This is a genomic window from Erwinia sp. JUb26 (assembly GCF_003751505.1).
GTDB lineage: Bacteria > Pseudomonadota > Gammaproteobacteria > Enterobacterales > Enterobacteriaceae > Erwinia.
In genome coordinates this window covers 58,591-83,105 of the sequence record NZ_RJVB01000013.1, presented here as the reverse complement: position 1 = coordinate 83,105, position 24,515 = coordinate 58,591, and the positions used below count along the sequence as shown (strand labels likewise).

The 24,515-nt window shown below is 54.8% G+C and carries 22 protein-coding genes; 6 read left to right on the top strand and 16 right to left on the bottom strand.

The genetic code is table 11. From position 1 onward, the window contains the following. Nucleotides 1-245: 245 nt before the first annotated feature. From hemG to pepQ, 4 genes are read right to left on the bottom strand one after another with little or no spacing between them, the layout of a single operon-like run. Nucleotides 246-782: a menaquinone-dependent protoporphyrinogen IX dehydrogenase gene (hemG, locus tag EC836_RS24045; protein ID WP_123337899.1), complete on the bottom strand. Its 537-nt coding sequence runs from the start codon at nucleotides 780-782 to the stop codon at nucleotides 246-248. A 14-nt stretch (nucleotides 783-796) separates the two neighbouring features. Next, a complete protein-coding gene (gene trkH, locus EC836_RS24040) occupies nucleotides 797-2,248 on the bottom strand; it encodes a Trk system potassium transporter TrkH (RefSeq protein ID WP_123337897.1) in 1,452 nt (483 codons plus the stop codon). A gap of 27 nt (nucleotides 2,249-2,275) precedes the next feature. Continuing rightward, nucleotides 2,276-2,887, bottom strand: a complete 612-nt coding sequence (locus EC836_RS24035) for an IMPACT family protein (RefSeq protein ID WP_123337895.1) — start codon at nucleotides 2,885-2,887, stop codon at nucleotides 2,276-2,278. After that, nucleotides 2,887-4,218 carry a Xaa-Pro dipeptidase gene (gene pepQ / locus EC836_RS24030; protein ID WP_123337893.1) on the bottom strand — a complete coding sequence of 444 codons (1,332 nt, stop codon included), beginning with the start codon at nucleotides 4,216-4,218 and terminating at the stop codon, nucleotides 2,887-2,889. Before pepQ ends, EC836_RS24035 begins: the two co-directional genes overlap by 1 nt. A gap of 186 nt (nucleotides 4,219-4,404) precedes the next feature. On the opposite strand from pepQ, the gene fadB reads away from it, so the two are divergent. Continuing rightward, entirely contained in the window at nucleotides 4,405-6,591 is a 2,187-nt protein-coding gene (fadB, locus tag EC836_RS24020; RefSeq protein WP_123337889.1) for a fatty acid oxidation complex subunit alpha FadB, read from the top strand. A 10-nt stretch (nucleotides 6,592-6,601) separates the two neighbouring features. After that, a complete protein-coding gene (fadA, locus tag EC836_RS24015; RefSeq protein WP_123337887.1) occupies nucleotides 6,602-7,765 on the top strand; it encodes an acetyl-CoA C-acyltransferase FadA in 1,164 nt (387 codons plus the stop codon). A gap of 98 nt (nucleotides 7,766-7,863) precedes the next feature. Here the strand turns inward: fadA and fre are convergent, their stop codons facing one another. Beyond that, a complete protein-coding gene (gene fre / locus EC836_RS24010; protein WP_105595181.1) occupies nucleotides 7,864-8,565 on the bottom strand; it encodes an NAD(P)H-flavin reductase in 702 nt (233 codons plus the stop codon). A gap of 45 nt (nucleotides 8,566-8,610) precedes the next feature. Then, a complete protein-coding gene (ubiD, locus tag EC836_RS24005) occupies nucleotides 8,611-10,095 on the bottom strand; it encodes a 4-hydroxy-3-polyprenylbenzoate decarboxylase (RefSeq protein WP_123337885.1) in 1,485 nt (494 codons plus the stop codon). 170 nt (nucleotides 10,096-10,265) lie between these two features. Here ubiD and rfaH point away from each other — a divergent pair, with 170 nt between their 5' ends. Then, nucleotides 10,266-10,754, top strand: a complete 489-nt coding sequence (gene rfaH, locus EC836_RS24000; RefSeq protein WP_123337883.1) for a transcription/translation regulatory transformer protein RfaH — start codon at nucleotides 10,266-10,268, stop codon at nucleotides 10,752-10,754. A 65-nt stretch (nucleotides 10,755-10,819) separates the two neighbouring features. On the opposite strand, the gene tatD is transcribed toward rfaH, so the two are convergent. From tatD to udp, 9 genes are all read right to left on the bottom strand, one after another. Then, nucleotides 10,820-11,599: a 3'-5' ssDNA/RNA exonuclease TatD gene (tatD, locus tag EC836_RS23995; RefSeq protein WP_123337881.1), complete on the bottom strand. Its 780-nt coding sequence runs from the start codon at nucleotides 11,597-11,599 to the stop codon at nucleotides 10,820-10,822. A gap of 80 nt (nucleotides 11,600-11,679) precedes the next feature. Beyond that, nucleotides 11,680-12,441, bottom strand: coding sequence for a Sec-independent protein translocase subunit TatC (gene tatC, locus EC836_RS23990; RefSeq protein ID WP_123337879.1), 762 nt, complete (start codon nucleotides 12,439-12,441; stop codon nucleotides 11,680-11,682). Between the two features lie 2 nt (nucleotides 12,442-12,443). Beyond that, nucleotides 12,444-13,028, bottom strand: coding sequence for a Sec-independent protein translocase protein TatB (gene tatB, locus EC836_RS23985; RefSeq protein ID WP_123337877.1), 585 nt, complete (start codon nucleotides 13,026-13,028; stop codon nucleotides 12,444-12,446). A 3-nt stretch (nucleotides 13,029-13,031) separates the two neighbouring features. Then, a complete protein-coding gene (tatA, locus tag EC836_RS23980; RefSeq protein WP_105595175.1) occupies nucleotides 13,032-13,283 on the bottom strand; it encodes a twin-arginine translocase TatA/TatE family subunit in 252 nt (83 codons plus the stop codon). A 121-nt stretch (nucleotides 13,284-13,404) separates the two neighbouring features. Beyond that, a complete protein-coding gene (gene ubiB / locus EC836_RS23975; protein WP_123337875.1) occupies nucleotides 13,405-15,042 on the bottom strand; it encodes a ubiquinone biosynthesis regulatory protein kinase UbiB in 1,638 nt (545 codons plus the stop codon). Next, a complete protein-coding gene (locus EC836_RS23970; protein WP_123337873.1) occupies nucleotides 15,039-15,644 on the bottom strand; it encodes an SCP2 domain-containing protein in 606 nt (201 codons plus the stop codon). Before EC836_RS23970 ends, ubiB begins: the two co-directional genes overlap by 4 nt. A 12-nt stretch (nucleotides 15,645-15,656) precedes the next feature. Next, nucleotides 15,657-16,412: a bifunctional demethylmenaquinone methyltransferase/2-methoxy-6-polyprenyl-1,4-benzoquinol methylase UbiE gene (gene ubiE / locus EC836_RS23965; RefSeq protein ID WP_123337870.1), complete on the bottom strand. Its 756-nt coding sequence runs from the start codon at nucleotides 16,410-16,412 to the stop codon at nucleotides 15,657-15,659. Nucleotides 16,413-16,486: 74 nt separating this feature from the next. Further along, nucleotides 16,487-17,989, bottom strand: a complete 1,503-nt coding sequence (rmuC, locus tag EC836_RS23960) for a DNA recombination protein RmuC (RefSeq protein WP_123337868.1) — start codon at nucleotides 17,987-17,989, stop codon at nucleotides 16,487-16,489. 191 nt (nucleotides 17,990-18,180) lie between these two features. Further along, entirely contained in the window at nucleotides 18,181-18,942 is a 762-nt protein-coding gene (gene udp, locus EC836_RS23955; RefSeq protein ID WP_123337867.1) for a uridine phosphorylase, read from the bottom strand. A gap of 288 nt (nucleotides 18,943-19,230) precedes the next feature. On the opposite strand from udp, the gene EC836_RS23950 reads away from it, so the two are divergent. Then, on the top strand, nucleotides 19,231-20,067 hold the full coding sequence (locus EC836_RS23950) for a dienelactone hydrolase family protein (protein ID WP_123337865.1): 837 nt from the start codon (nucleotides 19,231-19,233) through the stop codon (nucleotides 20,065-20,067). Nucleotides 20,068-20,124: 57 nt separating this feature from the next. Here EC836_RS23950 and metE read toward each other — a convergent pair whose 3' ends face one another. After that, nucleotides 20,125-22,395, bottom strand: coding sequence for a 5-methyltetrahydropteroyltriglutamate--homocysteine S-methyltransferase (gene metE, locus EC836_RS23945; protein ID WP_123337862.1), 2,271 nt, complete (start codon nucleotides 22,393-22,395; stop codon nucleotides 20,125-20,127). 122 nt (nucleotides 22,396-22,517) lie between these two features. Between metE and metR the strand changes: the two genes are divergently transcribed. Then, nucleotides 22,518-23,459: an HTH-type transcriptional regulator MetR gene (gene metR / locus EC836_RS23940; protein ID WP_123337860.1), complete on the top strand. Its 942-nt coding sequence runs from the start codon at nucleotides 22,518-22,520 to the stop codon at nucleotides 23,457-23,459. A gap of 97 nt (nucleotides 23,460-23,556) precedes the next feature. Then, complete coding sequence (locus EC836_RS23935; protein ID WP_123337858.1) at nucleotides 23,557-24,027, top strand: DUF1456 family protein; 471 nt, start codon at nucleotides 23,557-23,559, stop codon at nucleotides 24,025-24,027. Nucleotides 24,028-24,515 lie beyond the last annotated feature (488 nt).

Below are 24,515 nucleotides of genomic sequence, written 5' to 3'. Positions count from 1 at the left end.
TGCAGTCAGTGCCGGGGCAATCTGCTGCGAGGTGGCGTATATTACGCTTTCCTCCTTCGGAGTCAACTTCTTTTTGAGAAGTTTTTTCCGGCGGTTCAGAGAACTTCCTGAACCTCCTGAGTGGCTGACCTGTCAGTCGTTGTGCCGTCTCAGTGGTTGCGCATTATAGGGAGTTCTCGACGGCTGACAAGTGTTTATTGCAAATAAATTACTGAGCGTGCTTTTTTTCAACGAAGCGCGCTTTTTTACTGCAATTTGCCTGGTAATGCAGCAAATTCATGGGCAAAACGGGCCACCTGCTGCCAGTCTGTGTACTCCACTTCTTTACTTGAATCCGTTTCACCATCGGTCATACGCATTATCAGCTGAATCATTAAGCGATCGAACATCCCATAGCGTGGATATCGCAGCGCGCCTGCAAACACGGCGCAGCAGTCGGGTTCCCACGGAGACTGGATAAGGAACTTGCGCGTATAGGCATTGGTTTGCGGCGTACGCTTCTCGGCTTTACGTGCGGTCAGATTTACTGAGAAAAAACCACTCTGCCGCTGTTGCAGGGAATGAAGGTGTGTTTTTACAAACTTCGCCACCTGCGGATGGAAATGGCCATAGCGAATGGATGCGCCAATCAACACCCGATCGTACTGTGACCAGTCAATCTCACCCACGTGATGAATGTTGAAGACATCGCACTCGCTCTCCTTATTCAGTAAGTTTGCTATATAGGAGGCGATCTCTCGGGTCTGGCCATCACGGCTGGAATAAAGGACTAGCGCTTTCATGATTACACTCTCACTTACTCACGCCAGAAGGTCGGCGTGAACAGAACTAACAACGTAAAGACTTCAAGACGCCCAAACAGCATCGTCAAAATCAGGATCCACTTGGCGGTATCATTCATTGAAGTGAAATTATCAGCCACAACCCCCAGCCCCGGGCCGAGGTTGTTCAGTGTGGCGGTGACGGCAGCAAAGGCGGAGAAATCATCGACCCCGGTGGCGATGATTGCCAGCATGCTGAGAATAAACACCAGCGCGTAGGCTGAGAAGAATCCCCAGACGGCTTCAAGGATACGCTCCGGCAGCGCGCGGTTACCGAGCTTGATGGTGTAAACCGCATTAGGGTGCACCAGCCTTTTCAGCTCACGCGACCCCTGTTTAAACAGCAGCAGAATACGAATGACTTTGAGCCCGCCGCCGGTGGAACCGGCACAGCCACCAATAAAAGCAGAGCACAGCAACAGTACAGGGAGGAATAGCGGCCAGTGGGCGATACTGTCTGTCGTGAAGCCGGCGGTTGTTGCCATGGACACAACCTGGAAGAACGCCTGATTCAGCGTCTGCATACCGGTTTTATAAACGCCATGGAACCATAAAACGACCGTGCAGATAATGACGAACGTTAACTGTACGCCAATAAACATACGAAATTCAGGATCGCGCCAGTAGACCCGCAGGCTGCGCCCACTCAGTAACGAGAAATGCAGACCGTAGTTACAGCCTGAGATCAGCAGAAAGATAGCGATAATCGTGTTGATCGTCGGACTGTTAAAATAACCAACGCTGGCATCATGTGTGGAAAAGCCACCAATTGCGATAGTGGAAAAGCTGTGGCCTATCGCATCAAACAGCGGCATCCCCGCTACCCATAACGAAACGGCACAGGCAACGGTAAGCAATACGTAGATCAGCCACAGCGTCTTGGCCGTTTCCGCAATGCGCGGACGCATTTTATTATCCTTCAGCGGGCCTGGCATCTCTGCGCGATACAGCTGCATCCCACCGACGCCAAGAATAGGCAAAATGGCAACGGCCAGAACAATGATCCCCATGCCGCCGAGCCACTGCAGCATCTGCCGGTAAAACAGGATCGCCTTAGGCAATGAGTCCAGACCCACCAGCGTCGTTGCGCCTGTAGTCGTCAGGCCGGAGAAGGATTCGAAGAAGGCATCGGTGATGGACAGGTTCGGCTGTTCCGCAAAAATAAAGGGCATCGCCCCTACGCTGCCCAGCACGGTCCAGAACAGCACGACGATCAGGAATCCTTCCCGTGGTTTCAGCTCGCTCTTTTGCTTGCGGTTGGGCCACCACAGCAGGGTGCCGATCATCAGTGCCATAAAGAACGTCTGCGTAAATGCGCGTCCGGCCCCGTCGCGGTAAATTAAAGCCACCAGCCCCGGCACAATCATCGTGCCTGAGAACAAAATGACCAGTACACCCACTATGCGGGTAATGGCACGAAAATGCATTCTGCCGTTCCTTTCCTGACGTAAAAGTTATTTAAGCGGGACCAGCTGTAGTAAGCCCCGGCTGAAGTCCGACAGATTCTGCGAAAAATCCACGATCTGAGCATGAGGTAACGCCAGAGTCAGCGTAATGTTTTGCAGAAACTCGCTATTTAGCAGCAGTCCGTCAAAGCGAGTAATCATACGTTCAATATCCCCCAGCTGCGCATAGTCGCAGACCAGCAGGAAATTCAGCATCGGGACTTTTATTTTGCGGGTTAACACGCGAAGCGCCTGCTGTACCCCACCGCCGTATGCCTTAACCAGCCCACCCGTTCCAAGCTGAATGCCGCCATAGTAGCGCACTACGACGGCGGTAATCTCACCAATATTGTTACCCATCAACTGGGCCAGCATCGGCTTCCCGGCGGTGCCAGAGGGTTCACCATCATCGGAAAAACCCAGCTTTTGCGAATCATCAGGCGCACCAGCCACCCATGCCCAGCAGTGATGCCGGGCCGTTGGATGCGCCTGCTTAATCTGCTGGACGAAAGCCCGAGCCGCCTCGACCCCGTCCGTATGCGCCAGCAGGGTGATAAAACGGCTTTTTTTAATTTCCTCGCTGTAGCTGCAAGACTCAGCCGGGACTTCCCATGCCTCCATCAGGAAAGATGCAGATCGCGGGTCATATTTTCCACCCGATTCGCATGAATCACCACGTTATCCTCAATACGGATGCCGCCATAAGGCTTCAGTGCGTCGATTCTATCCCAGTCGAAGTGCTGGCTGAACTTACCGCCGCGCCAGGGTTCCAGCAACGAATCGATGAAATAAATACCCGGTTCGATCGTGAGCACCATGCCCGGCTCCAGCACGCGCGTGCAGCGCAGATAGGGATACTGCGCAGGTGCCGCCTGGTGGGTGCCACTGTCATCCTGCATAAATCCGGCGACATCATGCACCTGTAATCCCAGCGGATGGCCCACACCGTGCGGCATAAACGGCCCAGTGATATCCTCTTTAACCATGGCCTCGGCGCTGATCCCTTTCACCAGTTGGTGTTTCAGCAGCAGACCTGCCAGACGGAAATGCATCTGCTGATGATACTCGGTATAGCGCACACCGGCTTTCATCGTGGCGATAAGGGCCAGCTCCTCCGCATTCATATCTTTAATCAGCTGCGCATACTCGCTGCTTTCGCTGGCCGCATACGAGCGGGTCAGATCTGCCGCATAGCCGTGATACTCCGCTCCGGCATCAATGAGGAAACTGCGGCGATGCTCCGGTACCTGATGCTGCAGTTTAGTGTAGTGCAGCACCGCGGCATGCTCATTGAGCGCAATAATGTTGTCATAGGGAACATCCGTATCCCGGTGACCGGTCGCGCTAAGATAGGCGATATTAATGTCGAACTCGCTCATACCGGACAGGAAGGCTTCTTTCGCCGCACGATGGCCGCTGACGGCAATCTTCTGCGCCTGGCGCATGCAGTAAAGCTCGTAGCTGGTCTTATATGAACGGTGGTAATGCAGATAGTTCAGCACGCCTGCCGGGTTAATCGCGTCAGTGCTGAACCCGAGTTGTGCAGCGCGCGCGGCAACCGGTCCAATATAGGCAACATTTTTGCGCGCTGAAGGCAGCTGTTGGCCAATATCATCGGCATTTTTCAGGGCAACGATCTCGATCTCATCCGTCCAGAAACTCTTTGGTAACGGCTCGACGTTGTGCCAGTAATCCACCGGAGAGTAGAACCACAGTTTCGGCTTATTGACGCCATCAATCCACAGCCAGCAGTTGGGGACCTGCGTGACCGGCACCCAGGCTTTAAACTGCGGATTAACCTTAAACGGATAGCTGTGATCGTCGAGGAACACCGTCAGTAGTTCCCCGGAATGAATCAGCATTGCATCAAGATTATGGCGCGCCAGTACCTGCTGCGCACGCTGCTGCAGCGTTTTCACGTGATCCTGATAAAGCGTTACCAGTGATTCCATTGCCCTGTCTCCGTGATGATCAAATTGTCCGCATCTTACCACAGCCTGCCAGGCCGTGCCGTTTTGCCTCAGCTGTGATCTTGTTTGCAAATTGGCAAACTCTCATTTGCAAATAATTAACATAGATTCCACACTCACGGTCATCTGGTACGACCAGATCCCTTTACCGCAGCTCAGGAGACAGACATGCTCTACCAAGGCGAAACGCTTTCCCTCGACTGGCTGGAAGATGGCATAGCCGAACTGGTTTTTAATGCCCCAGGCTCAGTGAACAAACTGGATACCCGGACCGTGGCCAGTCTGGGAGAGGCGATTGCAGTACTGGAACAGCTGCCACAGCTGCGTGGCGTACTGCTCAGCTCTGCAAAACCCGCCTTTATCGTTGGGGCAGATATTACGGAATTCCTCTCGCTGTTTACCGCTCCAGCCGAACGGCTGGCGGAATGGCTGGCTTATGCCAACGGGATTTTCAACCGTCTGGAGGATTTACCGGTCCCTACCGTTTCCGCCATCAATGGCTACGCGCTGGGCGGCGGCTGCGAGTGCGTGCTTGCGACGGACTTCCGCATCGCCACAGTGACAACGCGCATCGGTCTGCCTGAAACGAAATTAGGGATCATGCCTGGCTTTGGCGGCTCGGTACGCCTGCCGCGCCTTTTAGGTGCCGACAGTGCGCTGGAAATCATCGCCGCCGGCAAAGATATCGATGCGGGTCAGGCCCTCAAAGTGGGGCTGGTTGATGCGGTCGTTGCGGAAGAAAAACTCGCTGCCGCCGCGCTGGCGGTATTGAAAGAAGCCATCGCCGGTAAACAGCCGTGGCGCGAACGTCGCCAGCCGAAGCTTGAGCCGTTAAAGCTGAGTAAAATTGAAGCCGCCATGAGCTTTACCACCGCCAAAGCGATGGTGATGCAAACCGCCGGTAAGCATTACCCCGCGCCGATAACGGCAGTCAAAACTATTGAAGCCGCTGCGACCCTGGGCCGCGACGACGCATTGAAGCTGGAAACCGCTGCATTCGTGCCGCTGGCGCGATCTCATGAAGCGCGGGCCCTGGTGGGTATCTTCCTCAATGACCAGGCGATAAAAGCCAAAGCCAAAAAACTCACCCGTGATACCGAAACGCCGAAGCAGGCCGCCGTGCTGGGTGCAGGTATTATGGGGGGCGGGATTGCATACCAGTCCGCGTGGAAAGGCGTCCCGATCATCATGAAGGATATCAGCGAGAAATCCCTGCATACCGGCATGAACGAAGCCGCGAAGCTGCTTAATAAACAGTTGGCGCGTGGAAAGATTGATGGTCTGAAGCTGGCCAGCGTCATTGGCACCATCCAGCCAACGCTGCATTACGCGGGCTTCGACAGTGTTGATATCGTCGTTGAGGCGGTTGTTGAAAATCCCAAAATTAAAGCGGCCGTGCTGGCTGAAACGGAAGCACAAATCCGTCCGGATGCAATACTGGCGTCCAATACCTCAACCATCCCTATCAGCCAGCTGGCGAAGGCGCTGACGCGACCGGAAAACTTCTGCGGTATGCACTTCTTTAACCCGGTGCCGCGTATGCCGCTGGTCGAGGTGATTCGCGGTGAGAAAACCGCCGACAGCACTATCGCCAGCGTGGTGGCGTGGGCCAGTAAGATGGGCAAAACGCCCATCGTGGTGAATGACTGCCCGGGCTTCTTCGTTAACCGCGTACTCTTCCCCTACTTCGCCGGTTTCAGCCTGCTGCTGCGCGACGGTGCTGATTTCCGCCAGATCGATAAGGTGATGGAGAAACAGTTTGGCTGGCCGATGGGTCCATCGTGGCTGCTGGATGTCGTGGGCATTGATACCGCCCACCACGCACAAAGCGTTATGGCGGCGGGTTTCCCGCAGCGCATGAGTAAAGACTATCGCGATGCGATTGACGTCCTGTTTGATGCAGGCCGTTTCGGGCAGAAAAACCAGCTTGGTTTCTGGCAGTGGGAAACGGACAGCAAAGGCAAGGCGAAAAAGGTCAGCGATGCCGGGACCGACGATCTTCTACAGGCGGTTTGCCAGCCGAAACGGGTGTTCAGTGATAGCGAGATCGTAGCACGCATGATGATCCCGATGATCAACGAGGTTGTGCGCTGCCTGGAAGAAAGCGTTATCGCTTCACCGGCAGAGGCGGATATGGCGCTGGTATACGGGCTGGGCTTCCCGCCGTTCCACGGCGGTGTCTTCCGTTACCTGGATACGCTGGGCAGCGATCGCTTTGTCGCACAGGCTGAAGCGTTTATTAAACTTGGGGCGCTGTATGAAATCCCGGAGTCGCTGCGTGAGAAAGCCAATAAAGCAGAAACCTGGTACCCCCTGGCGGCACCGCTAAGTGACACAACCCTGAAAACGGCGTGAGGAAAAGAAAATGGAAAAAGTTGTTATTGTTGATGCCATCCGCACGCCAATGGGCCGCTCAAAAGGCGGAGCCTTTCGTCATGTGCGTGCAGAAGATCTTTCAGCACATCTGATGCGCTGTCTGCTCAGCCGCAATCCGGCGCTCGATGCCGCGTCACTGGATGATATTTACTGGGGCTGCGTGCAGCAAACCCTGGAACAGGGATTCAATATCGCGCGGAATGCGGCGCTTCTGGCAGAAATCCCGCACCGCGTACCGGCAACCACCGTCAACCGGCTTTGCGGTTCGTCCATGCAGGCGCTGCACGATGCGGCACGGGCTATCATGGTCGGCGATGCATCATCCTGTCTGATTGGCGGCGTAGAGCACATGGGGCATGTGCCAATGAGCCACGGCGTAGACTTCCATCCGGGGCTTGGCCGAAGCGTAGCCAAAGCTGCGGGTATGATGGGCCTGACGGCCGAGATGCTGGCTCGCCTGCACGGGATTGGGCGCGAACTGCAGGACCAGTTTGCCGCGCGATCTCATCAGCGCGCCTGGGCCGCCACCCAGGCCGGTCATTTCAACAATGAGATTGTTGCCGTCTCCGGTCACGATGCCGATGGCGTTCTCAAACGCTATGACTTTGATGAGGTTATCCGCCCGGATACCACGGTTGAAAGTCTGGCAGCCTTGCGCCCGGCATTCGATCCGGTTAACGGTACCGTCACCGCAGGCAGCTCATCCGCCCTGTCCGACGGTGCAGCCGCCATGCTAGTGATGAGTGAGTCGCGCAGCGCAGAGCTGGGGTTAAAACCGCGAGCGCGCATTCGTTCCATGGCCGTGATTGGCTGCGATCCTTCTATCATGGGTTACGGCCCGGTCCCGGCTTCGCAGCTGGCATTGAAACGTGCCGGACTGAGCATCGACGACATTGATATTTTTGAGCTTAATGAAGCCTTTGCCGCACAAACGCTCCCGTGCATTAAAGATCTGGGGCTGATGGATAAGCTGGATGACAAGGTCAATCTTAACGGCGGAGCCATTGCGCTAGGCCACCCGCTTGGCTGCTCGGGAGCAAGGATCAGCACAACCCTGCTGAATCTGCTGGAACGGCATGATAAGCAGTTTGGTCTGGCGACCATGTGCATCGGGCTGGGTCAGGGGATCGCAACGGTATTTGAAAGGGTCTGATACGTTAGGCTGGATGTTTCACTGTTCAATTTCCCGCCTGTCAGGGGCGGGTTTTTTCATGCTGATAATGAACAGGGCAGGTTCACTGCCCTCTTGCATCAGAAGAAAGCAAACGCATCGCCAAACATGCGCGCTTCCTGAGCGCCACGCTCAGCACAGAAACGTTCACGGGCAATCTTCGCCATCTCAAAGCGGCCAGCAATATAGATATCGTGATCGGCCAGGCTACCGTAATCCTGCATCACGGCGGTCAGCACCGTACCCGTACGTCCGGTGAAGCCCTCTTCCGTCTGCTCAACAACCGGCACAACCTTCAGATTCGGATGTTTAATCGCCAGTGCGTTCAGCTCATCGAGATCGTAAAGGTGCTTCAGCTCACGTCCACCCCAGTAGATGGCGATATGACGATCGGGCTGCTGAGACAGCGCCGTCAGAAGAATAGAGCGCGCATAGGAAAAACCGGTCCCACCCGCAATCAGCACCAGTGGACGATCGCCCTCTTCACGCAGCCATGCCTCACCGTGCGGAATATCCACGGTGATCTGGCGCTGCTGCTGGATACGTTCCATTACCGCCATCGCATAGAGGTTCAGCTCGGATGCACCGATATGAAGCTCAATGATGTCTTTTTCCATCGGCGTTGAAGCCAGAGAGAATGGGCGCTTATCACGCTCGTCCATTACCACCATCAAATATTGTCCTGCGCGGAAACTGAAATCAGCTTCCGGGATCATACGGACGCGGTACACGGTATCGGTAATCGCCTCTACCGAGGTCACTTTACAGCTTAAGGTTGTCATGCGGTCCCTCTGTCGGGTCGTCATTATCATTTGACCACCGGTGCATCAACGCGCCGGTGTATCACTCAAGATGCCTAACTCATCCCAAATTGCATCAATGCGGGCGGTAACGGCAGGATCTTTGCGGATCGGCGTTCCCCATTCACGCTGCGTTTCACCAGGCCATTTATTCGTGGCATCAAGACCCATTTTGGATCCCAGCCCGGAAACCGGTGAAGCGAAATCAAGGTAATCGATCGGCGTGTTTTCTACCAGTACGGTATCACGAGCGGGATCCATACGTGTAGTAATCGCCCAGATAACGTCATTCCAGTCGCGTGCGTTAACATCGTCATCGCATACAATAACAAATTTGGTGTACATGAACTGTCGCAGGAATGACCATACGCCCATCATCACGCGTTTAGCGTGCCCGGCGTACTGTTTTTTGATGGTTACCACTGCCAGGCGGTACGAACAGCCTTCCGGCGGCAAGTAGAAGTCGACGATTTCCGGGAACTGCTTTTGCAGAATCGGTACAAAGACTTCATTCAGCGCCACGCCCAGTACGGCAGGCTCATCCGGCGGCCGCCCGGTATAGGTGGAATGGTAAATCGCATCCTGCCGCTGGGTAATGTGGGTGATGGTAAATACCGGGAAGTTATCCACTTCATTATAGTAACCGGTATGATCGCCATATGGCCCTTCGGGCGCCATCTCACCCGGCTCGATATAGCCTTCCAGCACGATTTCGGCACTGGCGGGCACTTCTAAATCATTAGAAATGCACTTCACCACTTCGCTTTTCGTTCCGCGCAGCAGGCCGGCAAAGGCATATTCCGACAGCGTATCCGGGACTGGCGTTACGGCACCCAGAATGGTCGCCGGGTCGGCACCCAGCGCAACGGATACCGGGAAGCGCTCGCCGGGGTGCTGCTGGCACCACTCCTGAAAATCAAGCGCGCCGCCGCGATGGGAGAGCCAGCGCATAATCAGCTTATTTTTGCCAATCACCTGCTGGCGATAGATACCCAGATTCTGCCGCTCTTTCAGCGGACCGCGCGTCACGGTCAGGCCCCAGGTCACCAGCGGTGCCGCATCGCCCGGCCAGCATTTCATCACCGGGATGCGGCTTAAATCGACCTCGTCCCCCTGCCAAATCTGCTGCTGACACGGAGCATTACGTAGCCGTTTAGTCGGCATGTTCAGCACCTGCTTCCATTGCGGCATTTTATCGAAGAAGTCACGGAAGCCGCGCGGCGGCTCCGGTTCCTTCAGGAATGCCAGCAGGCGACCAACATCGCGCAGTGCTTTCACATCTTCCTGACCCATCCCCATCGCAACGCGATCCGGCGTGCCAAACAGGTTGCACAGTACTGGCATACTGTAGCCCTTCGGGTTTTCGAACAGCAACGCCGGGCCGCCTGCACGCAGCGTGCGGTCGGCAATTTCGGTCATTTCCAGATCGGGGTCGATCTCATGTTTGATGCGTTTTAATTCTCCACGCTGTTCAAGCAGAGAAAGGAAGTCGCGTAAGTCGTGGTATTTCATGACTTTCCATCAATACGGTCAGTGAGTCGGCCATTATAGTGCCGATTCGGCGCTCATGGTTAGTTTTGTTGGCAACTTTACGCCACGCGCGCGCACCCTTCACCAATCTCTCTATATCTCTGAAGATGACTTTGCTATTCTTATCGGTCGGATAATTTAAAAGTGACGTTATGGAATCCTGGTACTTACTTTACTGCAAACGAGGTCAGTTACTGCGCGCGAAAGAGCACCTTGAGCGCCAGGACGTGCATTGCTTCAGCCCGATGATTGCGCTGGAGAAGATCGTGCGTGGCAAACGAACTCAGGTTAACGAACCGCTGTTCCCCAACTATATGTTTATCGAGTTCAACCCCGAGGCGATTCATACCACCACGATCAGCGCTACGCGTGGCGTCAGCCATTTTGTCCGCTTTGGTAATCTGCCCGCGATCGTCCCACTGACGGTGATCGGTGCGTTGCAGAATGAACCCGTCCTGACCGGCTTTGATGAGGGCACGGCGCAGCCGGGTGATACGGTGGTGATTACGGAAGGGGCATTCGAAGGGCTACAGGCTATCTATACCGAGCCCGATGGGGAAACGCGCTCTATTCTGCTGCTGAATCTGCTCAACAAGCAGGTGATTCGCAGTGTAGGCAACGGTCAGTTCGAGAAACTGTAGCCGTTACCTACGTTAAGCGCCGAACAATATCCGACTATCGGGGCTTACCTCGCAACTCCGCTTATTTACAGCCGAAATATCCGACGCGCGTTTTCCGCCGTCGTCTCTGCCAGGCGATCGGCATCATCACCGCGCAGCAACGCGACCTGCTCGACGATATGCGGCAGGAAGCAGGGTTCATTTCGGCGAGAGGCCGGACGCGGGCGCATATCTCTTGGCAGCAGCCAGGGGGCATCGGTTTCCAACAGCAGGCGATCCGCCGGGATCAGCGGCATCAGTTCACGCAGTTCCAGCCCTCTTCGCTCGTCACAAACCCAACCCGTGATGCCGATAGATAACCCCAGCGCAAGACAATCCTCCAACTCCTGGCGATTGCCGGTGAAGCAGTGCAGTACCGCCGCAGGCAGCTTAGGTAACCAGGGCTGAAGAATTGAGATAAAACGACTGTGGGCTTCCCGACAGTGAAGAAAAACGGGCAATGACAGTTCGGCAGCCAGTGCCAGTTGGGCATTGAAGGCATAGGCCTGCTGCTCGGGCTCAGAGAAATTGCGATTAAAATCCAGACCGCATTCGCCAATGGCGACAACCTGCGGCATTTCAGCCAGCCTGCGCAGGGTCGTCTCGGTTTCACCTGACCACTCGCTGGCATGATGGGGATGCACACCTGCGGTGGACCAGCAGTAATCCGGGTGCTGTAGCGCCAGGCTTTGCGCCTGCTGGCTCTCCAGCGCATTGGTTCCGGTGATCAGAATGCCGTTAACGCCAGCGTCACGCGCGCGTTTTACCACCTGCTTACGGTCTTTTGCGAACTGGGTGCTGGTCAGGTTTACACCAATATCAAACATAGTCTCTTCCAAACAGTAACCGCCCTGACGGGCGGTTAGAAAATAGTGTTTGTCCTGCCTGAGCAGCCGGTAGCAGAAGCCTACTGCGATTCAGTATCCTGCTCTTCTTCATCGTCGCCACGTTTTTGCCCGACGTAGAAACGAGAAACCAGCACGCCCACTTCAAACAGGCAGTACATCGGAACGGCTAACAGCGTCTGGGAGAAAATATCCGGCGGTGTCAGTAACATTCCCACCACAAACGCGCCTACCAGTACATAAGGACGTTTGGCCTTCAAATCTTCCGGGGTGGTCACCCCTGTCCAGCAGAGCAGTATGATAGCAATCGGAACTTCAAACGACACACCAAACGCCATAAACAGCGTCATGACGAAGTCGAGATAGTTATTGATATCCGTCGCTATCTGTACGCCCTGCGGCGCGGTTTTTGCGAAGAAGCCAAACGCCAACGGGAAGACGATAAAATAGGCGAAAGCCATTCCAAGGTAGAATAGGAATGAACTGGAAAACAGCAGCGGCATGACCAGCCGACGCTCGTGACGGTACAGGGCTGGCGCAACAAACGCCCAGATCTGATAAAGAATTACCGGCACGGCGAGGAAAATGGACACGATCACAGTCAGCTTAATTGGCGTCAGAAATGGCGAAGCCACATCGGTCGCAATCATGCTGGCACCTGACGGCATCTTCTCAATCAGCGGCGCAGCAACCATCTGATAAATATCATTAGAGAAATAGATCAGACAGAGGAAAATCACCAGAACGGCGATAATGCAGTTTAACAGGCGCTTACGTAATTCAATCAGATGACTGATAAGGGGCTGGGTATCTTCAACGGCCATATTTATCGTTCATCGCTCGGTTGTGGGGAGTGTGTGGCCACGGGAGAAGCCGCGGGAACCACTGGTTTCTGCAGGGAAACCACGCTCTCGGTCTCTGGAAGCTTTGGAGCCTTGGATTCAGCAACAGCAGCAGCGGACGATTCGGCCGGAACTTCAGCTTCCTCTGGTGCCTGAGCAGGTGCAGACGCCTGATGATCGGCTTGCGATGGCGTCACGCCGTCATGAGAAGCCTCATTTTTCACCAGCGGATTATGAATGGTGTGCGCTTCTTCATCCGCAGCCTTCTCATTATCACCCAGGTAGGAACGCTTGAACGACTCCGCCGTCTGCTTCAGTTCCTCAACAGAGGCCTTCAGCTCAGGAGAGAGGCTGTCCATACTGGCCTTCTCGATTTTCTTCAGGCCATCCTGCAGTTCCTGCAGTTTCAGTTCCTGCGCCAGCTCGTTCTGCACGCTGGTCGCCAGCGAACGTAATGCCCGGATCCAGCCAACAACGGTTTTAACCGCTACGGGTAAACGCTGCGGTCCGAGTACCACCAGACCAATAACGAAAACCAGTACCAGTTCACTAAAGCCTATGTCGAACACGGTTTATACCTTGTCGTTTTTGACGTCTTCTTTCTTCACTTCGCTATGCTGCTGCTGGTTAGCCAGTTTGGCACTAAAATCAGCATCTTCAGTGTGCGTCGTGGATTTTGCTTTATCGTCTTCGTCGCTCATGGCTTTTTTAAAGCCCTTGATAGACGAACCGAGATCGGAACCCAGTGAACGCAGTTTTTTCGTGCCGAACAGCAGGACCACCAGCACGGCGATGATCAGTAAGTGTGGAAGAGTAATGCCCATGGTTACCTCTAGATATCAATAATTGAAGCCGGTTAAGCAGTATATAACAGCTTATCTCCTGCTGACGATGCGCAAACTTACGCCCCGACGCAATAAACTGCCTATTTACCATTCATGACAATCATTTTGTTCTGCGCCAGCCAAGAAGCCAGGCGACGATGCCGCCCGCGACCAGTCCGGCTGAAAGCAGATCCCAGTCCGGACGGAATAGCAGGATTGCCGTACCGCTCAGCAGCAAAGTCGCCCCCACCCCAAACAGATAGCGCGACTGATGCTGCTTCGCTTTTTCGTCCTTAAGCTCGCTGACCAGACGATCGACGCTGTGCCGCAAATGCTTATGCTGGCGTAGGCTGTCGTAAAACAGTTCCGGCAGTTCCGGCAGTTTTTCTGCCCAGAAAGGCGCTTTCTCTTTCAACGCCCTGACAATAGCCGGAATACCAATTTGATCTTTGATCCAGTCTTCCAGGAACGGCTTAGCCGTTTTCCACAGATCCAACTGAGGATAAAGCTGTCTGCCTACCCCTTCAACGTACAGCAGCGTTTTCTGCAGTAGCACCAGCTGAGGCTGCACTTCCATATTAAAACGGCGAGCGGTATTAAACAGGTTCATCAACACATGACCAAATGAGATTTCCGCAAGAGGTTTCTCAAAAATAGGCTCACAGACCGTGCGGATGGCGAACTCAAAGTCTTCCACGTTGGTATCAGGTGGAACCCAGCCTGAGTCAACGTGCAGTTCTGCCACCTTGCGATAGTCGCGGTTGAAGAAAGCGATAAAGTTTTCGGCCAGATAACGCTTATCTTCCTTGTTAAGCGAACCCACGATACCGCAGTCGATGCCGATATATTGGGGATCCTCAGGATGTTCGTAGCTGACAAAAATATTCCCCGGGTGCATATCCGCATGGAAAAAGCTGTCGCGGAAGACCTGGGTAAAGAACACCTGCACGCCGCGCTCGGCCAGCAGTTTCATGTTAACGCCGTGCTGCTCAAGCGCCACCACATCCGAAATTGGAATGCCGTAGATGCGCTCCATGACCAGCATCGTTTCACTGCAGTAGTCTGAGTAAATCTCAGGAACGTACAGCATATTGCTGCCGTCGAAATTGCGACGCAGCTGAATAGCATTAGCCGCTTCACGTAGCAGATTTAGCTCATCAAGCAGCGTTTTCTCATAGTCGGCGACCACTTCCTGCGGGCGCAAACGGCGGCCATCGGGCAGCAAGCGAGGAACCCAGCGCGCCATACGCTTAATCAGCTTCATATCCGCCTTAATCACCGGCAGGATATCGGGGCGAATCACCTTGATGACAATCGCTTTGCCATTCTCCTTCAGCGTCGCCGTATGCACCTGAGCTATCGACGCTGATGCCAGCGGGGTGATATCAAAATCATCAAACTGAGTGGAAATGGGGGCGCCCAACGACTGTTCGATTAGCTTCAGTGCTTTAGCACCGTCAAACGGCGCTACGCGATCCTGCAGCATCGCCAGCTGATCGGCAATCTGGCGGGGGAACAGGTCGCGGCGGGTGGACATCATTTGCCCAAACTTAATCCATACCGGACCGAGCTGCTCCAGCGCCAGGCGAAGACGCTCGCCCAACGGCAGATTTTTATGACGATTCGGTATCCAGAACAGGCATTTTCGCCATAACCGCAGCGGCAGCGTGATGCGCATCTGGGGGATCAGTTCATCTAAGCCATAGGTGAGGAACACGCGGATAATCAGATACAGGCGGCGTAATTCTCCGTAACTCATTTTGCCTCCCGTTTATTCAGGCGTGCTTCCAGCGCGTCAAGGGAAGTCGACAGCGCGTCAACTTCTTCGGCAAACCACGCCAGCTCCAGCCCACCAGGGGCAATTCGCCACTCTTCGGTCAGCGTCTGCGCCAGATAGCTTTGTTTACGCTGTACATCACGGCGAACGGCCTGGAAACCACGGCGGGCAAACTGCGAAATACCCTGCGCGGCGATATCGCCAATCCACGGGGCGAGGTACTCTGCCGGATCCAGCTCCGCCAGGTCCATAAGTGCAGAAAACTGCTGAACCAGCTGTAGATCGCCTTCGACTTCCAGCTCTCCGCTGCGAATAAGCGCGGTCAGCTGTTGGCGATCGCGAAGCTTTGGCAGCGTGGACAGGCGTGTTTTTACCGTACAGTCAGGCTTATCATCCCAGTCGCCGATCACATCAACCTGACGATCGCTAAAGATAAAGATCACTGGCTGCTTAAGTTCAGCCAGTTCTATCGCAAGGCTTTTACCACTAAGGCGTTGACGCGCCGCTTTCAGGCCACGATCGCGATATAAAATCTGGTTAAGCGCGGTCTCCAGACTGGCAGTTAACAACGGCGTTAAAGTCATTCGCTTTCCCGATCAGAACTTAAATCCGCGGTGCAAGGCAACGATGCCGCCCGTGAGATTGTGATACGTGGTGTTTTCGAAGCCAACATCCATCATCATCTGCTTAAGCGTCTCCTGGTCAGGATGCATGCGGATGGACTCTGCCAGATAGCGATAACTCCCGGCATCTTTCGCCACCATTTCACCGATGCGCGGCAAAATGTGGAAAGAGTAGGCATCGTAAGCTTTGCTTAGCGGCTCCAGTACCGGCTTAGAAAACTCCAGAACCAGCAGGCGGCCGCCCGGCTTGAGGACACGGAACATTGATGCCAGCGCCTTCTCTTTTTCAGTGACGTTACGCAGGCCAAAAGCGATGGTAATACAGTCGAAATAGTTGTCCGGGAACGGCAGAGCTTCTGCGTTAGCCTGAACATAATTAACATTACCGATAATGCCTTTATTGCGCAGCTTTTCGCGCCCGACTTTCAGCATTGAGCTGTTAATATCTGCCAGCACAACCTCGCCGGTGTCGCCAACCAGACGAGAAAACTTCGCCGTCAGATCGCCCGTCCCGCCGGCTAAATCCAGCACGCGCTGCCCGCGACGCACGCCGCTGCTGTCAATGGTAAAACGTTTCCAGATGCGGTGAATACCGAATGACATCAGGTCATTCATCAGATCGTATTTGGCCGCAACGGAGTGGAAAACATCAGCAACCATGTCGGCTTTGTCGCTTTTCGCAACGGTACTGTAACCGAAGTGGGTCGTGTCCTTTGATTCATCTGCCATTTGTTTTGCCTGCTCTACAATCAAATATCTGCCAAGTGTACCAGAGTCAGGCAGGCCAGGCACTTGCCGCTCGCTTATTCATTGATTTGGCGCTGCCCATCCCGATCGTCGAGCTCTTCGCTCTCTTCACTGCCCTCTGATACCGCCTGCCCCGCCAGAACAGGGTTGATTGGACGCTTCACCTCTACCCCCATCTGACGGAACCCTTCCGTTTGTGCAATCAGATTGCCCCGCCCTTCCGACAGCTTTTTCATCGCCTGGCGGTAACTGTCCTGGGCCTTATCGATGTTCTGCCCAATGCTGGTCATATCATCAACAAACAGCCGCATTTTGTCATACAGTCGCCCGGCACGATCGGCAATGCGCTGTGCGTGGCGGCTCTGATGTTCATAACGCCACAAATTGTTAATAGTCCGCAGCGCAACCAGCAGCGTGGTCGGACTGACCAGCATGATGTTCTGGTTCAGGGCCTCGCTAATCAGCTCCGGCTGGCGGTCGATTGCCAGTAAGAAGGCCGGTTCGATCGGGATAAACATCAACACATAATCCAGCGAGCGTAAACCCGGCAATTGTTGATAATCTTTTCGGCTGAGTAAGCGAAGATGTCCGCGGATCGCCGCGATATGCTCGCTGATAGCGGCTTCTCGCTGTAGCTCATCTTCGCTGTTGAAGTATCGTTCGTAGGCTACCAGGGTCATTTTGGCGTCAATCACCACATCTTTACCCTGGGGAAGACGCACAATGACGTCCGGCTGCATGCGGCCACTCTGCTCCAGCTGGATGTTCACCTGGGTTTCATATTCATGTCCTTCACGCAGCCCGGACGCCTCCAGTACGCGGCTTAGCACGACCTCCCCCCAGTTACCCTGCGTTTTATTGTCACCCTTCAGCGCCTTCGTCAGGTTCAGCGCTTCCTGTGCCATTCGGGCATTCAGCTGCTGCAGGTTGCGTATTTCATGGGAAAGCGTATGGCGCTCCCGCGCTTCCTGGCCAAAGCCTTCCTGCACCTGACGACGAAAGCCTTCCAGCTGTTCCCGCAGCGGGGTTATCAGGCCATGCAGGCTCTGACGATTCTGCTCATCCACGCGGCGTCCACTATTTTCAAAGATGCGATTAGCGAGGTTTTCAAACTGCGAGTTTAGCCGCTGCTCGCTGTTGACCAGCAGCCGCTGCTTTTCTTCCGCAGCCATCCGCGTTTCTTCCAGTCGAATGGTGACCTCACGCAGTTCGGCTTCCTGCGCGCTGTTAATCTCCAGCTGCGTGCGCAGTTCGCGAGAGAGCTGCTCTGCTTCCCCCCGCCAGTGATCGAACTGGTGCAGTTTTTCCTGCGCGGCGGCGAGGCTGCCGTGCAGCTGACGCAGCTCCTGCTCACTCTGTCTTTGCGTTCCGGCCTGTTCATCCAACTGCTGCTGCAGGCGCTGGCGTTCCGTCTGGCTCTGCTCAGCGGCCTGCACCAGTAGTCGCCGCTCGGTTTCCTGCCTGGCGAACCGCTGCTGACCGAGAAACCAGGCAAATATCCACCCTGCCAGCAGGCCTGCCAGACCAATGACTGCGGCGTAACCGATTGTTGCATCCACCCTGCTTCCCCCTCATCAACGGCATCAGAGGGAAAAATAGAGGCACACTGTATGAATGTCCAGATAAAAAGCGTGACGGATAAAGGAGCGGGCTGATTTAAACCCAAACTGGATAACGGCTCGAAAAAGCGGAGGATGTTGTTGCAGGCATTTCATGGCTGCGGCGGGTGCCGCAGCCCAACTTTTGACCATTACAGCAGGCGGCGAGCGGCCTCAACGACGATTTTCACCGCATCACTTTCGGTACGCTTCATCGTTTCCGCATCAGGAATTTCCTGCTGGGTGCGATTGACGATCACCCCGGCAACCATACCGGCACGCAGCCCCTGGCTGGCGCACATGGTCAGCAGCGTTGCCGATTCCATTTCGTAGTTCAGCACGCCCATCTGCTGCCACTCTTTCATCGATCCCTGGAAACGGCTAACGACGCGTCCGGAATAGGTATCGTAACGTTCCTGGCCCGGGTAGAAGGTGTCGGAAGAGGCGGTTACGCCGATATGCGTTGTGGCTCCGGCTTCTTCCGCTGCGGCAACCAGCGCGGTGGTGCAGGCAAAATCAGCGACGGCCGGGTATTCCAGCGGAGCGAAATGCAGGCTGGCGCCATCAAGACGCACGGAGGCCGTGGTCACCAGCACATCGCCCACATTGATATTAGGCTGAATCGCGCCGGTGGTTCCCACGCGCAGGAAGGTGCGAACGCCCAACTGCGCCAGCTCTTCCACCGCGATTGAGGTAGACGGGCCGCCAATTCCGGTCGAACAAACGATAACCGGCTTGCCGGAGAGTTCTGCACGCCAGGTGGTGAACTCACGGTGCGAAGCCAGATGGACCGGATTATCCATCAGGGCCGCAATTTTCTTCACGCGCTCAGGGTCACCGGGCACGATCGCCAGCGTGGCACCCTGAAGATCGGCCTTCGTTAGGCCAAGGTGGAAAACGTCAGATTGTGCCATTTCAAACTCCTGTCACGAAAATCGGGGGATAGTTAACTGAGTGCTACTGTAAGCAAAGGTGGCGCACAATTATGTGATAAAAATCGCTTATCCAAATGAAAGTTACATCAAACAAAAGTAAAAGTGCGATCAAAATCACACATAAGTGTTCTGTTGCCTTTTTTTGCTACAACCCACCCCGCAGATCGGGTTTATCTGATGATCAAGAGATAGCCCGTACCCAGCGAGGGTGCCAGTGTTTCCTGGCTATAGTTAGCCCATCGCCTTAGTTCATGCATGGAGAGGACAATGAAAACCGAAGATAACACGACTCAAAAATTGAGCAATAATAGCTTCGCACCTGCAGTCCAGCCTGTCGCGGCCACCACCATTATTACCGATGACACGGAAATTCTTTCTGGTGAAACCTCGATCCCCACTCAGGGTGAGAATATGCCCGCCTTCCACGCCAGGCCACGCAATGTGGCAGGACCGCTACCCGTCGTGCTGGTGGTGCAGGAGATCTTCGGTGTTCATGAACACATTCGCGATATTTGTCGACGTCTGGCGCGCGAAGGCTATCTGGCCGTCGCTCCCGAGCTCTACTTCCGCCAGGGTGATGCCGCCGACTATACCGATATCCCTACTCTGTTAAAGGAGCTGGTCAGTAAAGTGCCGGACAGTCAGGTTCTGGCCGATCTTGACCACGTGGCGAACTGGGCATCGCGCCATGAGGGCGATATGCGCAATATGGCGATCACCGGATTTTGCTGGGGCGGCCGCATTACCTGGCTTTACGCCGCGCACAACCCGCAGCTGAAAGCCGCCGTGGCATGGTATGGCAAGCTGGTTGGTGAAAAGACCATGAAGCAGCAGAAACAACCGGTGGACATTGCGGTCGACCTGAATGCACCGGTGTTAGGACTTTACGGTGCGAAAGATGACGGGATCCCGTTGGATACGGTCGATACCATGCGCCAGGCGCTGCGTGCGGCCAATGCGCACGCGGAAATCATCGTCTATCCGGATGCCGGTCACGCGTTTAACGCCGACTACCGTCCCAGCTATCATGCCGAATCCGCCACCGATGGCTGGCAGCGCATGCTGGCGTGGTTTACCCAGCATGGCGTGGTGGCGAAGGCCTAAAAACAGGGGCGTTAAGCGCCCCAATCGATGACAACACCACTCAATTCACACCGATAACTACGCTTTTGCCGCACGCAGGTTCTGCGCCGCTTTCACCATATTGGCCAGCGCCTGCCGGGTTTCAGTCCAGCCGCGCGTTTTCAGGCCGCAGTCCGGATTTACCCACAGACGTTCGGTTGGAATACGCCGTGCGGCTTTCAGCAGCAGGTTCTCCATCCACTCCACGCTTGGTACGTTTGGCGAGTGGATATCGTAGACGCCCGGGCCAATCTCATTGGGATAGTCAAACACCTCAAAGGATTCCAGCAGCTCCATATCAGAACGCGAGGTTTCAATGGTGATCACATCCGCATCCAGTGCCGCAATCGAATCCATGATGTCATTGAACTCGCAGTAGCACATATGGGTGTGGATCTGCGTATCATCCTGCGCCACGGCGGCATTCAGGCGGAACGCGTCCACCGCCCACGCCAGATAGGCAGCCCAGTCTGACTGATGCAGCGGCAGGCCTTCACGCAGGGCCGGTTCATCAATCTGGATGATGCCGATCCCAGCTTTTTCCAGATCTGCCACCTCGTCACGCAGCGCCAGCGCAATCTGCTTCGCAATGGTTTCACGCGAAACGTCTTCACGTGGGAATGACCAGCAGAGGATGGTGACCGGGCCGGTCAACATACCTTTGACCGGCTTATCGGTCAGCGACTGGGCATACTTCGCCCACTCAACGGTGATCGCCTGCGGACGGCTGATGTCACCAATGATAATCGGCGGTTTTACACAGCGAGAACCGTAGCTCTGCACCCAGCCGTTCTGCGTGAAGACGAAGCCGTCGAGGTTTTCACCGAAATATTCGACCATATCGTTACGCTCGGCTTCACCGTGAACCAGCACATCGAGGCCCAGACGCTCCTGTTCGACGATAGCCTGCCTGATGTGTTCGGCGATGCCGGTACGATAGTGGGAACCGTCCAGACGCCCCTGTTTGAAGTCCAGACGCAGACCGCGAATTTCGCTGGTCTGTGGGAATGAACCAATGGTGGTGGTTGGCCAGTCCGGCAGTTGGAAACGCCGACGCTGGGCTTCGGCACGAACCTGATAGCGGCTCAGACGCTGGCTGTCCTTCGCGGTGATAGCCGCCAGGCGCTGACTCACCGCAGCATTGTGTACGCGGGTTGATGTTTTGCGAGCGCGAACGGGCGCGCTCCAGGCCTCCAGCGAGGCGGCATCGTTGTTGTTCAACGCATTGCTCAGCAGTGACAGTTCGCGACATTTCTGCAGTGCGAACGCGAACCAGCTTTTCACCTCTTCATCCAGACGCGTTTCCGCGCTCAGATCGATGGGGCTATGTAACAGCGAGCAGGAGGATCCAATCCACAGCTGTTTACGCTGGGCGACCAGCGGCTGCAGGCGCTCAAACCAGCTGCTGAGGTCGGCACGCCAGACGTTACGCCCGTTGATCACCCCAACTGACAGCAGCCAGTTCGCCGGCACTTTGCTATTCAGCACGCTGAGGTCATCTTTACCGTGGACCAGATCCACGTGCAGGCCCTGCACCGGCAGCGCGGTGATGGTCTGCAGATTCTGGCCAATACTGTCAAAATAGGTCGTCAACAGCAGCCTGGTGTGCCCCTGTAGCGCGTCATAAGCCGGTTTAAACGCTGCCAGCCATTCAGCCGTCAACTCCAGCGCCAGGGCTGGTTCGTCAATCTGTACCCACTCAATATCACGTTTCGCCAGTTCGGCAAGCACCTGTTGATATACCGGGAGAATGTCTTTGAGCAGCGTCAGGCGGTCGAACGACTCACCTTTCACTTTCCCCAGCCACAGGTAGGTGACCGGGCCAAGCAGCACGGGTTTGACGTTATGCCCCAGGGCCAGCGCTTCATCAACTTCATCCAACAGCTGGGTCCAGGTCAGCTTGAACTGCTGACCCTGCACAAACTCCGGCACCATGTAGTGATAGTTGGTGTTAAACCATTTGGTCATTTCAGCCGCGGCGGCGGGCTCACCGGTCGGCGCGCGGCCCCGGCCAAGGCGGAACAGGGTATCAAGATCAACAGAACCCTCTTTATTCCGGTGGCGAGCAGGTACGTTGCCCAACAGCAGGCTGGTCGTCAGCACGTGATCGTACCAGGCGAAGTCACCGACCGGCAGCAGATCCACACCGGCATCTTTCTGCTGCTGCCAGTGGCGGGCGCGCAGTTCGCTGCCGGTAGCCAACAGCGCTTCCTGCGTGCTGTTGCCCGCCCAGTAGCTTTCCAGTGCTTTTTTAAGCTCGCGGCGCAAACCGACGCGGGGGAATCCAAGAGTATGGTTCTGAATAGTCATGATTCGATTCCTGTTCATTTAGGTGTTATCATTTGGACGTCCAGATGTTTACACCGCTATAATCCGCAGGTACTGTATTATCCACAAGCGCAATATGTTCACGGCCGATGTGAAGGACTCTCATGATCGAACTTAAACACCTGCGAACGCTGCAGGCCCTGCGAAATTCAGGCTCGCTGGCCGCCGCCGCCGCCCAGCTTCATCAAACGCAGTCAGCGTTATCCCATCAGTTCAGCGATCTGGAACAGCGTCTGGGCTTCCGTTTGTTTGTGCGGAAAAGCCAACCGCTGCGCTTTACGCCGCAGGGAGAAGTTTTGCTGCAGTTGGCCGAGCAGGTGCTGCCACAGATCCAGCAGGCGCTACAGGCCTGCCATGAGCCACACCAGACCACGCTGCGCATTGCGATTGAGTGCCACAGCTGTATTCAGTGGCTGACTCCGGCACTGAATAATTTCCGCAAGAGCTGGCCCCAGGTGGTGATGGATTTTAAATCCGGCGTGACGTTTGACCCGCAGCCTGCTCTTCAGCAGGGCGAACTGGATATCGTTCTGACCTCCGATATTCTGCCGCGCAGCGGTCTTTTCTATTCACCGATGTTTGATTTCGAAGTCAGGCTGGTGCTGGCGCCCGACCATCCACTTGCCAAAGTGAACCATATTTCGCCGGAAGACTTAGCCAGTGAAGTGCTGTTGATATATCCGGTACAGCGCCAGCGCCTGGATATCTGGCGCCATTTTCTGCAGCCGGCGGGGGTGAGCCCTGCGCTGAAAAGCGTGGATAACACACTGCTACTTATTCAGATGGTCTCCGCGCAGATGGGAATTGCCGCCCTGCCGCACTGGGTGGTAGAAAGCTTTGAACATCAGGGACTGGTGGTCACCAAAGCGCTGGGTGACGGTCTGTGGAGCAGACTTTATGCGGCGGTGCGCGATGGCGAGCAGCGTCAGGCGGTAGTGGAAGCTTTTATCCACTCAGCCCGTCAGCACGCCTGCGATCATTTGCCGCGAGTGCGGGATGCTTCTCGCCCCGGAACGCCGTTACCGACCTCCGTGACTCATCCCTGAAGCACTTCGCCAGCGAAGGCTGGCGGTTTTTCCTGTCTAACCGCTCAATTGGCTCTATAATGCGCTCACTGCAATAGTTTCAATGAAGAGAGTATTTATGACGAATAATGATGTCCTGCGCAGCGTGCGTTACATGCTGGATCTAAGCGATGCCAAAGTGGTGAGCATTCTGGCGCTGGCAGAGAGCGAAGTGGCCGAAGCTGAAGTGCACAGCTTCCTGAAAAAAGAAGATGAGCCAGGCTATCGCCCCTGCCCGGATGTCGTTATGGGCTATTTCCTAAACGGTCTGATTTTTGAGCGTCGCGGTAAAAGTGAAGACGCGCCGGTGCCGTCAATTGAGCGCAAGATGACTAACAACATCATCATGAAAAAACTGCGCGTCGCCTTCGATTTAAAAACCACCGACATTATTGATCTGCTAAAAAGCGCCGATTTTGCGGTAGGGCCATCAGAAATTGGTGCGATATTCCGTAAGCCTGGCCATAAAAACTATCGTGAGTGTGGCGATCAAATTCTCCGCAATTTCCTTAAAGGCCTTGCGATGAAAATTCGCCCAGCTAAAAAGTAAATATCCCAATTTATTTCAGATAATTAACGCCTTAACCGGGCGTTAGTTTCATTAAACACGGACACCCCCCTCAGCCCTGTTAATATCAGCGATGATAGCGTAGCGATCATTTTTGACGATCGCGGTATATCCCTTAAAATTAATGGGTTAAACGTTAACTATCATTAATCTTACGAGTTAATCCCTCTGTTTTTTATGGAAATGTATTGCCAGCGTTAAATCACTCTCCATTTCGGATATAGCCCGCCAAAACCCAAAAAAACCGGGATTGGACCGATCCATTAGTGTGATACCAGTCACAAAATATAGTTCGCATACGAAAATATCACGTCATTTAATGATGCAGATATAGCCATTTCGTCATAAAAATGTAACATTCGCGCACTAATTCACAACCAGTTCTTCGAAAATCGCCACGCTGCTTTCGAAATGGAACATTTACCATAACCAGGGAAACTGTTTGCATTTCATCTCAGCCAGGCATGGAT